This window comes from Fructobacillus sp. ChS1-6f1-1-27, from assembly GCF_059579415.1.
This window is the reverse complement of the sequence record NZ_JCAOER010000007.1, coordinates 47,702-62,816: the sequence shown is the minus strand read 5'-3', so window position 1 is coordinate 62,816 and position 15,115 is coordinate 47,702. Positions and strand designations below refer to the sequence as shown.

Below are 15,115 nucleotides of genomic sequence, written 5' to 3'. Positions count from 1 at the left end.
TAAGTAAAGGAAAAAAACTATGTCCAGTGAAAAACTATCAGTACAAGACATTATTTTGACGCTACAGGAGTTTTGGGCCGGGAACGGGGCCAACTTGATGCAGGCATATGATACAGAAGTTGGGGCAGGGACCCAAAGCCCCTATACCTTTTTACGGGCGAATGGCCCAGAACCTTGGAAGGCTGCTTATGTGCAGCCATCACGGCGGCCAGCTGATGGCCGGTATGGCGATAATCCTAACCGCTTGTTCCAGCACCACCAGTTCCAAGTGGTCATGAAGCCATCGCCTGACAATATTCAAGAATTGTATTTGGCATCATTAGAAGCCATGGGAATTAAGCCATTAGAACACGATATCCGCTTTGTCGAAGATAACTGGGAGAACCCTTCAATGGGAGCTGCTGGAATTGGCTGGGAAGTTTGGCTTGATGGGATGGAAGTTACTCAGTTTACTTACTTCCAGCAGGTTGGTGGAATCGAAGTTGATTCCGTGACGGCCGAAATTACCTATGGCTTGGAACGGTTGGCTTCTTATATCCAAGACGTACCAACGGTTTACGACTTGGAGTGGGGCCATGGGGTCTTGTATGGCGACATCTTCAAGGAACCAGAATTCGAACACTCAAAGTATGCCTTTGAAGAATCAAACCAGGAAATGCTCTTAAAGCACTTTGATGACTTTGAAAAAGAAGCCCAACATAACTTGGACCTTGGCTTGGTTCATCCAGCCTATGACTATATTTTGAAGTCTTCACATACTTTTAACTTATTGGATGCCCGTGGAACAGTTTCTGTCACAGAACGAGCTGGCTACTTGCACCGGATTCGGACAATGGCCCGTCAAGTGTCAAAAGTCTTTATCGAAGAACGGGCCAAGCTCGGATTCCCGCTTTTGAAGGATGAAGAACTTCGTGAAAAGTACCTTGGTAAGAATGGTAAGTATGCGAAAAAGGAGGACCAAGACTAATGGCAGACTTTATTTTAGAAATTGGTTTGGAAGAAATGCCAGCCCATTTAGTGACGAGTTCTGAAAAGCAGTTAGTTGACCGGGTCACTGACTTCTTGAAAGACCAGCGCTTGGACTACGGGCAAATCAAGCCCTTCTCAACGCCACGCCGCCTTGCCGTGCAATTAACAGACTTGGCTGACGGGTCACAGGCTGTTGAAGAAGAGAAGCGTGGTCCTTCTGTTGACCGGGCTAAAGACGATAATGGTGACTGGTCAAAGGCCGCTCAGGGATTTGCCCGCGGTCAAAAGACGACTCCAGAAGCCCTGATTGAAAAAGATGGTTACCTCTGGGCTAAGACAGAAATTGCTGGGGTGCCCGCCGGTGAAATTTTGGCTAAGTTGGGAGAAGAAGTGGTTGAAAAGATGACCTTTTCAACCTATATGAAGTGGGGAAACCACCGCTTTTCTTATATTCGACCAATCCGTTGGTTAGTGGCGATGCTTGATAGTCAAGTCGTTGACTTTACCGTTTTGGATGTTAGGACTGGTAACCACACTCGTGGGCACCGTTTCTTATCAACTGAAAACGTTGAAGTTAAGTCAGCAACTAGCTATGAAGCTGACTTGAACCAGGCCTTTGTAGTGGTGGATGCTGACAAGCGAAAGCAAACCATCCAGGCTCAGTTGGAAAAGATTGCTAAGGACCAAAGCTGGCACTTGGACTTGTCGACTGACCATGCCCAGGACTTGCTTGAAGAAGTTAACAACATTGTTGAATGGCCAACTGCCTTTGCTGGTAACTTTGCCGACAAGTACCTTGATTTGCCAAAGGAAGTCTTGATTACGTCAATGCGTGACCACCAACGGTTCTTCTTTGTGACCGATGAAGATGGTCAATTGTTACCACACTTCTTATCTGTTCGAAATGGAAATGAAGACAATCTGGACAATGTCATTGCCGGAAACGAAAAGGTCTTGGTTGCCCGCCTTGAAGATGCCGTTTTCTTCTACCAAGAAGACCAGCAAAAATCAATTAGCGACTACATGGACCGGGTTCAAAAGTTGGTCTTCCATGAAAAGATTGGAACGGTTTACGAACATATGGGCCGTGTCCGTGGTTTGGCCGGTCAGTTAGGACAGGCCTTGGGCTTGTCTTTTGACGAACTATCTGACTTGAACCGGGCAACTGAAATCTACAAGTTTGATTTGATGACTGGTATGGTTGGTGAATTTGACGAGTTACAAGGGGTGATGGGTGAACACTACGCTAAGCTCTTTGGCGAAAACGATGCTGTTGCCCATGCGATTTTGGAACACTACTTGCCAACTTCTGCTACCGGCGAAGTGGCCCAGTCAAAGGTTGGGGCAATTTTGGCGATTGCTGACAAATTAGATTCAATTGTGACCTTCTTTGCCGCGGACTTGATCCCATCGGGTGCCAATGACCCTTATGGACTCCGTCGGGCGGCAACCGGTGTTGTTCGGACATTGGCAGCTCATGATTGGCACTTGAACTTAGCGGATGTTTTGGCTGGGTTTAAGAATCAAAACCAGGCAGTGGCCGATACAGACTTGGCTCAAATCATTTCATTCTTGACGGACCGGGTCCGGAAGTTGGCGGCTGATGATGGCATCCGTTCTGACATTGTTTCAGCTGGAACGGCTGATGTTCACGATGGTGATATGGTCTATGTTTTGGACCGGACTAACGTTTTGGCTAGCCATGCTAAGGACGACAACTTCCGTGATGTGATGGAAGCCTTGTCACGAGTTAGTCGCTTGGCAGCTAAGGAACCAGTTGAGGCAGCCGTAAAGGCCGATCTATTGGCTAATGACCAAGAAAAGGCCTTGTATGAAGCAAGTGCTGATTTGGACTTAGCTAAGTTGGAAGACCAGGGAGCAGAAGCTTTGTACCAGGCTCTGGCTGCCTTGCAAAAACCAATCGCTGACTACTTTGACAACACTTTGGTTAATGATCCAAAGAAGGCGGTCAAGAACAACCGTTACGCTCAATTGACGGCTTTGAATAAATTGATTGCTGGTTTGGGTGATATTGAACAAATCGTTATCAAATAAAGACTATTATAAGCATACTTATATAAAAGGATGGTGAATTGGACTTTACCATCCTTTTTGCTTGAAATCACCTTCGTTTTAATAAAACAGTTTTGTTACGGGGGAAATTCCTGTAAAATAGAGGGTAAGAAATCACTTTAAGAAGTAGGACATTAATGGCAGATTTAACGCTTGAAGAACTAAAAAAACGGCAGAAACACATTCGTAACTTTTCGATTGTGGCCCATATTGACCACGGAAAGTCGACAATTGCCGACCGGATTTTGGAACAAACTGAAACGGTCGCTGAACGCGATATGCAAAACCAGCTCTTGGATACGATGGACTTGGAGCGGGAACGTGGTATCACGATTAAATTGAATGCCGTTGAGGTCCACTACAAGGCCAATGATGGTGAAAACTATATTTTTCACTTGATTGACACCCCTGGACACGTTGATTTTTCTTATGAAGTTTCTCGGTCTTTGGCTGCGGCTGAGGGGGCAATCTTGGTGGTTGATGCTGCCCAAGGAGTTGAGGCTCAGACCCTGGCTAACGTTTATTTGGCAATTGAAAACGACCTTGAAATTCTGCCAGTTATCAATAAGATTGATTTGCCTGCTGCTGACCCTGATAAGGTGAAGGGGGAAATTGAAGATGTGATTGGCTTGGATGCCGAAGATGCGGTCTTAGTTTCTGCCAAGCAAGGCATCGGAATTCCAGAATTACTGGAACGGATCGTTTCGGACTTTCCAGCACCTGATGGGGATTTGAAAGCACCTTTGCGAGCCTTGATTTTTGATTCTCAGTACGATGCCTACCGTGGGGTAGTGGTCAACATCCGGGTCCGAGAAGGGGTGGTGAAGCCCGGTGATAAGGTTCGAATGATGAACACCGGCGCAGAATACGAGGTCACGGAAGTTGGGGTGATGTCTCCTGATGCCCAAAAACGTGATTACCTGATGGCTGGCGATGTCGGCTATTTGACTGCTTCGATTAAAGATATTCAAACTACTCATTCGGGTGATACGGTGACCTTGGTTGATAATCCAGCTGACGAACCATTGCCCGGTTACCAACCAATGACGCCGATGGTATATTCCGGATTGTATCCAGCTGACAATGCTAAGTACGGTGATTTGCGGGAAGCCTTGGAAAAGTTGCAATTAAACGATGCGGCTTTGACTTTTGAACCAGAAACGTCGCAAGCCTTGGGCTTTGGTTACCGGGTTGGTTTTTTGGGCCTTTTGCACATGGATGTTATCCAGGAACGGTTGGAACGTGAATTTGACTTAGACTTGGTAACGACTGCACCATCAGTTACTTATGAAGTCACGACGGTTGATAATGAAACCTTGATGATCGAAAACCCGTCTGAATTACCAGAATCTCAGCAAATTAAAGAAATCCAAGAACCCTATATCCATGGTAATATCATGGTACCAAACGAGTATGTTGGGGCAGTGATGGAACTTGCCCAGCGTAAACGGGGCGAATTTGACACGATGGAATACTTGGATGAGAACCGAGTCAACGTCAAATACTACTTGCCATTGTCAGAAATTATCTTTAATTTCTTCGATAAGCTAAAGTCTTCTACGCGGGGGTATGCTTCCTTGGACTACGAGTTAGCTGGTTACCGACCTGCCAACTTGGTTAAGATTGATATCTTGTTAAACTCTGAAAAGGTTGATGCCTTATCCTTTATTGTTCACCGTGATTTTGCGGCAGAACGTGGTCGGATTATTACGTCTAAGCTAAAGGAAATTATTCCACGGCAAAACTTCGAAATCCCAGTTCAAGCGGCCATCGGAAACAAGATTTTAGCTCGGACGAATATTAAGGCTTACCGGAAGGATGTTACCTCGAAAATTCACACCGGTGACCCTGACCGCCGGGCAAAGTTGTTAGACAAGCAAAAGCGTGGGAAGGCTCGGATGAAGGCGGTTGGAACCGTTACCGTTCCACAAGAAGCCTTTATGGCGGTCTTGAAGACCGACGAGGATGAAAAGTACGCTCGGGGTAATTAAGAAGAAGTCACTTTGAAACGTGATTCACATATTTGAAAATAGTCCGACACAAGTTTAGAATAACCTGTAACTAGAGTTATTCGTGAAGAGGGATTTTTAATGTCATTAAAAAATGTTTTTCAAAACTTTGTTGACCATTTTCGGCCAAAAATGGATGCGGTTGGCGTCATTCGGAATGGTTCCTTGAAGGAACCAGATGCTTTTATCCACCGAGAGGTACCAAAGCCCCGTCCGAAGGCTGATGAAGTCTTAATTAAGGTTTTGGCTTCGGCGGTTAACCCGGTCGATACCAAGATGCGGGCTGGTTACCAGGATACTGGGGCCTTTCGGATTTTTGGTTTAGACGTCGTTGGCCAAGTTGAAGAAGTCGGTAAGAAGGTGACCGGGTTTGAAGTGGGTGACCGGGTCTTTTATGCTGGTAAACAGCTTCAATCTGGAGCTGATGCTACTTACCAAGCCGTCAATGCGGACTTGATTGCTCAAGCCCCAAAAACATTGGATAATGTTGATGCAGCCGCAATGCCATTAACATCGATTACGGCTTATGATGTTTTACACCATGGCTTTCATTTGCCAGTTGAAGAAGGTGCTGGGACTGGTAAAACAGTTTTGATTATTAATGGTGCTGGTGGTGTTGGGTCTGTCTTGATCCAAATGGCCAAGTACCTGGACTTAACAGTTATTGCCACGGCTGGCTCAACGGACTCCAAAAATTGGGTCCGTAAACTTGGTGCCGACTTTGTTTTAGACTACCATGAAGACTTAGTCCAGCAGTTGGCTGCCATCGACCATCCAACCGTTGACTATATTGCCAACTTACAGGATACAACGGCTTATTGGAATTTGATGGTTCAAACAATTAAGCCTTATGGTGAAATTGCGGCGATTGTGGATACAACCTTGCCAGTTGACTTGGGAGACTTGAAGAGTAAGGCTGCTTCATTTGCCTGGATCTTTATGCTAGCCCGGGGCAACGAAGACTTTAACTTGGCAGAGCAAGGTGAAATTTTGGCCAAAGTGGCAACCTTGCTTGATGATGGTGCGATTAAGCCAACCGTTACCAAGGTCTACCAAGGCTTAACCGCTGATAATATCCGCTTTGCCAACCAAGATGTTGCTGGCCACCACACCACGGGAAAGGTGGTAGTTGATTTCTTAGTTGATGAAGATGGTCAAAGCGAGGTTGCTGAAACCCAGTTAGACCATGTAGCACCCGTTGAAATTACTAATCAAGAACAAATTAACCAAGACTAGTTTAACCAGGAACAGACTTGTTCCTGGTTTTTATTTAGAAGAAGGAATCAAGATGATCACTTATCAAAAAATTGTCTGGCAGGTGCCAGCTGAACTTCAAGACATTGCCGTGGCCACTTTGGTTGCAGCTGGGGCTGATGGGGCTGAACTGGGAGATGCTGATGCCAAGGGCTTAGTATCGGTAACGGTTTACCAAGATATTAGTGTTCCAAACTTCGACGACCTAGTCCAGGGATTTACGCAGGGACTAGTCGACTTAAGCGCTCGGGGGCTGACGATTGACCCAGAACCAGTGGAATCGACCCGGTTAGATTCTAGTCTGTGGGAAAATGAGTGGAAAAACTATTACCACGCGGCCCGGGTTACCAACCACTTTACAGTTGTCCCCGCTTGGGAGGACTATCAAAAAGTCCAGGACCAAGAGAAGTTAATTGTGATGGACCCTGACCAATCTTTTGGAACTGGAACACATTCCACAACCGCTTTAATGCTCCAAGCGCTTGAAATGGTTGTCCGTGGTGGTGAAAAAGCAATCGATGTTGGGACTGGGTCGGGTGTTTTAGCGGTGGCCGCTAAACACTTGGGTGTTGGTGACTTGTTAGCCACTGATATTGACCAAGACGCGGTGACAACGGCCAAAGAAAACCTGGCACTTAACCCGGTTGCTAAAGATGTTTTAGTGGTTGCTTCTGATTTGATGAAAGATGTACCAGCTGAATGGCACGACTTAGACTTAGTGATGGCCAACATTTTAGCCGATGTGATTACGCCTTTAATTCCCGAGGTTTATCCTCGGCTAGCAACCGGTGGGATTTTCTTGGTCTCAGGCATTTATGACGACGTGAAAGGTTCAATCGAACAAGCATTATTGGACCAGGGCTTTTTGATTATCCAAGAAATGAAACAGGGCACCTGGCATGCTTTTGTCGCTAAAAAGGGTGAGTTAGAGGCATAAGGAGTAACTATGCACCGTTATTTTTTAACTGATACAATTGATGGGCAGATTGTTTTAAACCAACCAAGCGAGACTTACCACCACTTAGTTCGGGTGCTTCGAGCTAAAGTTGGAACCAAGGCGGAATTTGTCGACCAGAACCAACACTTGGTTTTGGGGCAAGTAGCAGTCCTAGATGAAAACCAAGCGGTAATCGATGTGTTAGAAGACCTCGACCAGCAAGTTGAGTTACCTATCCAAGTGACGTTAGTCGTTTCGCCAGTGAAAAACGACCGGACAGACTGGTTTGTCCAAAAGGCGACAGAACTAGGCGCTCATCGGATTATTTTGACGGAGATGGAACGGACGGTTGTTTTTTGGGGTAAGCAGCAAGAAAAGCGGTTGGCTCGGTTAAAAAAGATTGCGCTCAATGCAGCTGAACAGTCTCACCGCTTGCAAGTCCCAACAATTGAATTGAAAAATTGGGATGAGCTTTTGACCCTTGAAAAGAACCAGGGCTTGGTCGCTTGGGAAGAATCTGCAAAGCAAGGTGAGAGTGCTACGCTAGTGCAAGCGGTCCAAAATAGTCAAGTAAATGACCACCTCGTTGTTGTCTTTGGCCCTGAAGGGGGCTTGTCTGAAGAAGAAGTCCAACAATTGACTGCGGCCAATTTTGCACCAGCCGGTCTTGGACCGCGGATTTTGCGGGCGGAAACGGCACCGCTTTATACACTTTCGGCAATTTCAACCTTGGTTGAACTGCAAAATATGGTAAAATAAATCCTTGAATTGGCAAAATACTTGCCGAATGGGGCAAAACAGCCTATAATTTAACTATTGATTTAGGATTAATGAGGTTTTTAGATGCGTAACTTGCTGAACAAATTACACCAATCAGCTTGGTTTTATAACTTGTTAGTAATGGTCGTTGTGGCGATTATTGTGCCATTTGCAGCCGATAAGCTCCACTGGTCTGATATTAGCCAGATTTTTTGGGTTTACTTTGTCTTGAATGGCGGTTTTGCCTTGTACTTTGGCTACCAAATCCGGAAAAAGGGTCTACGTTTTTACTGGATTTTTGCCCAAGCAGCTTTGTTTGCTGTGGTAACGACTTGGTATGGGGATTGGGCTGATGATGGTTACGGCTATTATTTGGCTGCCTTGTACTTTGTCTTGACGCTGTTTACTTTCTGGGCTGACACTCGGTCAGATCCTGACGAAAACGTCACACTAGTTGATGGCGGGTACCAAGATATTTAAATTATTGTGTTAAAACGTCCTTTTTGGGACGTTTTTTTGTTAAAATGGATAAAGATAAATTTATTTTTTTCAACTATAATTGGAGGACAAATTCTTGATTACAGTTTCAGAAATGTCATTTTCTTTTTCTGGTAAGAAGCTTTACCAGGATGTTAACCTAAAGCTCGTTCCTGGCCATACGTACGGTATTATCGGTGCCAACGGGGCCGGCAAGTCAACTTTTTTGAAGTTACTCCAGGGTGAATTAGAACCAACTGAAGGGGTAATTTCAATCCCTCAAAATGCCCGGATGTCTTCTTTGCAGCAGGACCACTTTGCCTTTGACGAATCAACGGTGATGGATACAGTTATCCAAGGTCATAAGCGCTTGTATGAAGTCAAAACTGAGATGGATGCCATTTACGCTAAGCCTGACTTTTCAGATGAAGACGGTGTTCGCGTTGGTGATTTGTCAGCGGAATTTGAAGAATTAGATGGTTGGAATGCCGAAGCCGAAGCGGCTCAGTTGTTGACCAAGCTTGGCATTGATGACTCGATGCAACAAACTTTGATGGGTGAATTAACCGAAAATGACAAGGTGAAGGTCTTGTTGGCCCAAGCTTTGTTTGGTAACCCTGATATCTTGGTCTTGGATGAGCCGACCAACGGGTTGGACGTGCAAACAATTGCTTGGTTGGAAGACTTCTTGGCCGACTTTGAAAACCTTGTGATTGTGGTTTCTCACGACCGACACTTCTTGAACGTAGTTTCAACCAACATTTTGGATGTCGACTACGGTAAAATTACGCCCTTTGTTGGGAACTATGACTTCTGGCGTGAATCAGCCGAGTTGGCTCAGCGGTTGGCTTCTCAGCAAAATGCTAAGAAGGAAGAACAGATTAAGCAACTGCAAGAATTCGTTGCCCGCTTTTCTGCCAACGCTTCGAAGTCTAAGCAGGCGACTGCCCGAAAGAAGCAGTTAGATAAGATCACTTTGGACGATATTAAGCCGTCATCACGTAAGTACCCTTATATTTCTTTCCCAATCAACCGTGAAATGGGGAATGACCTGGTGAAGGTCGAGGGGATTTCAAAGACGATTGATGGCGAAAAGATTTTGGATAACATTTCCTTTGTTGGCCGTCCAGGCGACAAGCTGGCAATCTTGTCCAAGTCTGATCTGGCAACGACTACTTTGATGCAAATTATGGCCGGTACAATGGAACCAGATGCTGGTTCCGTTACTTGGGGGGTTACGACCTCACAGTCATACTTAGCTAAGGATTTGAATGATAACTTTGATGACCAGGAAATGGTTATCTTGGACTGGTTGCGTGACTTTGCAGAAGAGGAGCAAAAGGACAATACCTCACTACGTGGGATGTTGGGCCAGATGCTCTTTAAGGGCGATGATGCCTTGAAGCAAATTAAAGTATTGTCCGGGGGCGAAAAAGTCCGAATCGTCTTGGCCAAGTTAATGTTGCTAAAGGCCAACGTCTTAATTTTGGATGACCCAACCAACCACCTGGATTTGGAATCAATTCAGTCACTAAACGATGCGGTTGCGGACTTTAAGGGTTCTGTTATCATGACTTCTCATGACCACGAGTTCTTGGAAACGACAGCTAACCATATTGTGGAAGTGTCAGCTAATGGTGTAGTTGACCGGTTGGATACGACTTATGATGAATTTATTAACTCGGAAAGCATCCAACAAAAGGTAAAAGCACTTTACGAATAAGAACAAGCAGATTGGGCGCTTAGGCGCCTTTTTAGCTATGAGAAGGGAAGAAAACATGGCAGTTGGTATTGATCAAATCGCCTTTTACACGCCAGAATTTGCCTTAGATTTGGTGGAATTGGCCAAGGCCCGTGGTGATGAACCTGATAAGTATACGATTGGGATTGGCCAAAGTGTGCAAACCGTTATTCCAAATTATGAGGATGTGGTGACGATGGGGGTCAATGCGGCGAAGCAAATTCTGACCCCAAAAGACAAGGACCAAATCGATATGGTTGTCTTTGCCACTGAATCTGGGATTGACAACTCCAAGTCGTCAGCGGTCTTTGCTCAAAAGCTCTTAGGACTTTCGCCTTATAGCCGGACGATTGAAATGAAGCAAGCTTGCTATGCTGGTACCTATGGTTTGATGCAGGCCAAGGACTACGTTACCTTGCATCCAGACAAGGAAGCCTTGGTGATTGCGGCCGATATTGCCCGGTATGGGTTAAGTACGCCTGGGGAAGTTACCCAAGGGGCTGGTGCGATTGCAATGGTTGTCAGTGCTAATCCAAGAATTGCTGAAATCAAGGACAATTCGGTTTACATGAGCCAAGACGTGAAAGACTTCTGGCGGCCAGTTGATTCAACCACGGCCTTAGTCGATGGTCATCTCTCAACAGACATCTACAAGGAAATGTTCTTGGATTTGTGGGGGAAGTTTACTGCTAAAACCGGTTTGGCCTTGGATGACTTGGCCGGTTTTGCCTTTCATTTGCCATATACGAAGATGGGTAAGAAGGCCTTGGACCAAATCATGGACCAGGCTAGTTCAGCCCAACAAAACCATTTGAAAGAAGCCCTGATGGCTTCTCAGTACTATAGTCGTTACGTTGGCAACCTTTATACCGGTTCGGTTTACCTATCTTTGCTGTCTTTGCTAGCAAAGGGTGGAGTGAAAGCCGGACAGGAGTTGGGCGTCTTCTCATACGGGTCAGGGGCAGAAGCCGAACTGTACTCTGTTCAATTAGTGCCAGGTTTTGACCAGCACATTAGTGGTGCCGTTGACCAAATGCTTTCAGACCGGCACTGGGTTTCAGTGACGGAATATGAAGAAATTTTCCAGTCCCAGCTCTTTGACTCAAGCAAAAATACCAAAACGAATGCACCATCAGGAACAGACTTGTGCCAGTTTGTTGGTTGGCAAGATGGTCACCGCGAGTACCGTTTTAGTTAAAGGCAAACATTGTTAGTAAAAGGTTTCAATTGTTCAGATTTTAAAGGCAATTGTGGCCGAGAATGTCCCATTTTTGTCATAGACCTTTGGTAAACTAGAAAAAAGAGATAAATAAAGGAGAATACCGATGTCAAAGCGGATTTATTTGGCCGGGCCATTTTTTTCAGACCGGCAAATCAAAAAGGCAGAACGCCTGGAAAAGGTCTTAGATGACCATGAGCAGGTTGGGGATGTCTTTTCACCACGCAAGCACCAACACAAAGAATTTGAATTGTTTTCAGAGCCATGGCAAAAGGCTGCTTATGGGTCGGACGTTGATGCAATTGATGCTTGCGATGTAATGGTTGCTTTGGCTGATTTTGATGATGCTGATACTGATTCTGGGACTGCTTGGGAAATTGGCTATGCCCACGCTAAGGGGATTCCAGTCGTTGTGATTAAAGAAGACGATGTGACCTTGAATCTGATGATTGCTCGGTCATTGACTGCTTATTTGGAAAAGATTGAGGACTTAGCTGATTACGACTTAGAAAAGTTGGCTAAGTTGCCTTATACTGGCGACGTCGTCTGACCTTAGTTAGTGTTCGTAAAAGAGGAGAAGCAAAATGATTAAAGCTGTTGTAACTGTTGTTGGCCAAGACCAAACTGGCATTGTGGCCGGAATCGCCACGACTTTGTCGAAGCATGGTGTCAACATTTTGGATATGTCACAAACCATCATGTCCAAGACCTTTACGATGTCAATGTTAGTGGCCATTGATGAGGCCGATGCCTTTAACGAAGTGCACGCGGCCTTGAAAGAAGAAGGCGCTTCAATGGGTGTGACTGTTCATGTCCAACGTGAAGAAATTTTTGATACGATGGCCCGAGTTTAATTTGGAATAATTAGAGATAGTTCATTATGGATACAACACAGATTCAAGAAACGATTAAGATGGTCCAAGAGGATAACTTTGATATCCGGACCATTACGATGGGAATTTCACTGCTAGATACAGTTGGCGGAACCGTTGAAGAAACCGCTAAAAACGTTTACCAAAAGATCACCACTTATGCCAAGGACTTGGTTAAGGTTGCTGAACAAATTGAACGAGAACACGGGGTTCCCATTACCAATAAGCGGATTTCCGTTACCCCAATTTCCTTGATTGCCGGTTCAGCCGACGAAAAGGAAATTTTGGTTTTGGCCCATGCGCTGGATGACGCTGCCAAAGAAGTTGGCGTTGACTTCATTGGTGGATACTCTGCCTTAGTGCAAAAGGGCTTTTCTCATGGCGACTTGGCTTTGATTAAGTCTTTGCCAAATGCTTTGACCGAGACCGATGTGGTGATGTCATCAGTGAACATTGGTTCTTCAAAAGCCGGAATTAATCTGGATGCTGTGAAGTTGATGGGTGAAACCATTAAGGCAATTACCGATAAGTCAGATACTGCTAACTCTAAGATGGTTGTCTTTGCTAACGCTGTTGAAGATAACCCCTTCATGGCAGGAGCCTTTCACGGGGTTTCAGAGCCAGACGTTGTGATTAACGTTGGTGTTTCTGGACCTGGGGTGGTTAAGCGAGCCTTGGAACAAGTGAAGGGTGAATCAATTACGACGGTTGCCGAAACGATTAAAAAGACCGCCTTTAAGATTACCCGGGTTGGCCAATTGGTTGGCTCAATTGCGGCTGAACGGTTGGACGTACCATTTGGTATCGTTGACTTGTCACTGGCACCAACACCCGCCCGTGGTGACTCAGTTGCTGAAGTCTTGGAAGAAATTGGTTTGGAACAAGTTGGAACCCACGGTACAACTGCTGCTTTGATGCTCTTAAACGATGCCGTTAAAAAAGGTGGCGTGATGGCCTCACAAGGTGTTGGAGGCTTGTCAGGGGCCTTTATTCCCGTTTCTGAAGATGCGGGGATGATTGATGCCGTCAAGGCTGGAACGCTCTCATTGGCCAAATTAGAGGCGATGACGTCTGTTTGTTCCGTTGGGCTTGATATGATCGCTATTCCTGGTGATACAGAAGCTACGACGATTTCAGCGATGATTGCGGATGAAGCCGCTATTGGAATCCAAAACAACAAGACCACTGCTGTCCGAATCTTGCCAACCAACGGGGCTAAGGTCGGCGATATGATTGATTATGGTGGTTTGCTTGGAACTGCACCAGTGATGCCAGTCGTTGATAAGTCATCTGCTGACTTTATCAACCGTGGGGGCCATGTGCCAGCACCAATCCACTCATTTAAAAACTAGAGTACTAAAAAAGAGGACTGCTTTAAGCAATCCTCTTTTAGTTTGAATTTGTCAGGCAAATAAAAAAAGCCGTACCGGCTTTTAAAATTCAATATGGTGTTTAGCAGCTCGACTGCCATAAGAATAGCGGTCATTGTTGGTGGAAACACGTTTGTTTAGCAAATCTTTTGCTTGGTGGTGGGTTGGTTGAAAGGTTTGACCGGTCTTCCAAGCTTCACGTTGGTCACGGTTGTTTAAGACGTTGTCACGGAATTGTAGGAAGAAGGCATCAAACTTGACCCGCTTCAATGACATAACATGACGCAAGTAATCAGATGTTGAAGTTACTGGTAAATTCATAAAAAGCCTCCATATACTTTTCTTATTAGGACTACTATACAGCGAAAGGCTGTCAAATGGGGGCTCATTAGCCAAATCATAACAATCTTAAGTTCTTCTTAACCATTATAAAGTTATAATTAAAACATGGAGACGCGTGAACAAAAACAATACCAAGAATATTTAAAAGCGGAGCGGGGTTACTCTGAGCAAACGATTATGGCCTATCGAAAAGATATTGAGGCCTTTCGCAAGTACTTGGAAGAGACTGGCGGATTTGCTGGTTTTACCGCCGTTAAGAGCTTGGATGTCCGGGTCTACTTGGCTAGTTTATATGACCAGGTTTTGGCGCGAACAACAATTGCCCGTAAGGTTTCGAGTTTGAAGAACTTTTATTCCTATTTGATTAGTGAAGAAGAGGCAGTCGATAACCCCTTTGAGGGTGTTGCCCTACGGAAACACCAGGCCCACTTGCCTGAATTTTTCTATGATAATGAAATTCAAGAACTCTTTAAAGTGGCTTATGACCAAGATGACCACCCGCTTTGGCAACGGGATTCAGCTTTGTTGGAATTTTTATTTGCCACAGGAATCCGAGTTTCAGAATTAGCTAACTTAACAATCGGGCAAGTTGACTTAGACCAGCGGCTGGTTTTAATCCATGGAAAGGGGAACAAGGACCGGTTTGTACCCTTTGGTTCTTATGCAAAAAAGGCAGTGGCTGAGTACTTGAAAGAGTGTCGGCCTGATTTGGCGGCTAAGAAAAAGGGGGACAGAAACCGTCAAATTGTTTTCTTGAATGCCAAGGGTGGACCACTGACTTCTGCTGGCATCACGTACATCTTGAACCAGTTGATGGATAAGACGACTCTAACCGGTAAAATCCACCCGCACATGCTTCGTCATACCTTTGCTACTACCTTGTTAAACCGTGGCGCCGATATGCGGACTGTCCAAGAACTGCTAGGGCATGCCAATTTATCGACGACCCAGATTTACACCCATGTTTCCAAGGCAGTCCTGCAGTCCTCTTATCAAAACTACTTTCCCCGGGCCAAACGGTCAGAGGTTGATGAAAAAGAGTGGCCAAAGCAGAATTAAATTGTCTTTAATCTTAAAGGATAGTAAAATAAAA

The 15,115-nt window shown here is 45.3% G+C and carries 14 protein-coding genes; 13 read left to right on the top strand and 1 reads right to left on the bottom strand.

Annotation, left to right across the window (positions count from 1 at the left end):
• Nucleotides 1-19 precede the first annotated feature (19 nt).
• From glyQ to AC5162_RS04635, 12 genes are all read left to right on the top strand, one after another.
• Nucleotides 20-967 carry a glycine--tRNA ligase subunit alpha gene (glyQ, locus tag AC5162_RS04690; protein ID WP_496534098.1) on the top strand — a complete coding sequence of 316 codons (948 nt, stop codon included), beginning with the start codon at nt 20-22 and terminating at the stop codon, nt 965-967.
• Nucleotides 967-3,024: a glycine--tRNA ligase subunit beta gene (gene glyS, locus AC5162_RS04685; protein WP_496534097.1), complete on the top strand. Its 2,058-nt coding sequence runs from the start codon at nt 967-969 to the stop codon at nt 3,022-3,024. The genes glyQ and glyS overlap by 1 nt, the downstream gene beginning before the upstream one ends.
• 155 nt (nt 3,025-3,179) lie before the next feature.
• Entirely contained in the window at nt 3,180-5,033 is a 1,854-nt protein-coding gene (lepA, locus tag AC5162_RS04680; RefSeq protein WP_496534096.1) for a translation elongation factor 4, read from the top strand.
• Between the two features lie 99 nt (nt 5,034-5,132).
• Nucleotides 5,133-6,287, top strand: a complete 1,155-nt coding sequence (locus tag AC5162_RS04675) for a zinc-binding alcohol dehydrogenase family protein (protein ID WP_496534095.1) — start codon at nt 5,133-5,135, stop codon at nt 6,285-6,287.
• 52 nt (nt 6,288-6,339) lie between these two features.
• Nucleotides 6,340-7,242: a 50S ribosomal protein L11 methyltransferase gene (gene prmA / locus AC5162_RS04670; RefSeq protein WP_496534094.1), complete on the top strand. Its 903-nt coding sequence runs from the start codon at nt 6,340-6,342 to the stop codon at nt 7,240-7,242.
• Between the two features lie 9 nt (nt 7,243-7,251).
• Entirely contained in the window at nt 7,252-8,001 is a 750-nt protein-coding gene (locus AC5162_RS04665; protein ID WP_496534093.1) for an RsmE family RNA methyltransferase, read from the top strand.
• Nucleotides 8,002-8,085: 84 nt separating this feature from the next.
• Complete coding sequence (locus AC5162_RS04660) at nt 8,086-8,481, top strand: hypothetical protein (RefSeq protein ID WP_496534092.1); 396 nt, start codon at nt 8,086-8,088, stop codon at nt 8,479-8,481.
• A gap of 94 nt (nt 8,482-8,575) precedes the next feature.
• Nucleotides 8,576-10,201, top strand: a complete 1,626-nt coding sequence (locus AC5162_RS04655; RefSeq protein WP_496534091.1) for an ABC-F family ATP-binding cassette domain-containing protein — start codon at nt 8,576-8,578, stop codon at nt 10,199-10,201.
• A gap of 55 nt (nt 10,202-10,256) precedes the next feature.
• Nucleotides 10,257-11,417, top strand: a complete 1,161-nt coding sequence (locus AC5162_RS04650) for a hydroxymethylglutaryl-CoA synthase (RefSeq protein ID WP_496534090.1) — start codon at nt 10,257-10,259, stop codon at nt 11,415-11,417.
• A 127-nt stretch (nt 11,418-11,544) separates the two neighbouring features.
• A complete protein-coding gene (locus tag AC5162_RS04645; protein ID WP_496534089.1) occupies nt 11,545-11,988 on the top strand; it encodes a nucleoside 2-deoxyribosyltransferase in 444 nt (147 codons plus the stop codon).
• 34 nt (nt 11,989-12,022) lie between these two features.
• Nucleotides 12,023-12,292: an ACT domain-containing protein gene (locus AC5162_RS04640; protein ID WP_496534088.1), complete on the top strand. Its 270-nt coding sequence runs from the start codon at nt 12,023-12,025 to the stop codon at nt 12,290-12,292.
• A 26-nt stretch (nt 12,293-12,318) separates the two neighbouring features.
• Nucleotides 12,319-13,662, top strand: a complete 1,344-nt coding sequence (locus tag AC5162_RS04635) for a PFL family protein (protein ID WP_496534087.1) — start codon at nt 12,319-12,321, stop codon at nt 13,660-13,662.
• 81 nt (nt 13,663-13,743) lie between these two features.
• Here the strand turns inward: AC5162_RS04635 and AC5162_RS04630 are convergent, their stop codons facing one another.
• Nucleotides 13,744-14,001: a hypothetical protein gene (locus AC5162_RS04630; protein WP_496534086.1), complete on the bottom strand. Its 258-nt coding sequence runs from the start codon at nt 13,999-14,001 to the stop codon at nt 13,744-13,746.
• 126 nt (nt 14,002-14,127) lie between these two features.
• Here AC5162_RS04630 and xerC point away from each other — a divergent pair, with 126 nt between their 5' ends.
• Nucleotides 14,128-15,081: a tyrosine recombinase XerC gene (xerC, locus tag AC5162_RS04625; RefSeq protein WP_496534085.1), complete on the top strand. Its 954-nt coding sequence runs from the start codon at nt 14,128-14,130 to the stop codon at nt 15,079-15,081.
• Nucleotides 15,082-15,115 lie beyond the last annotated feature (34 nt).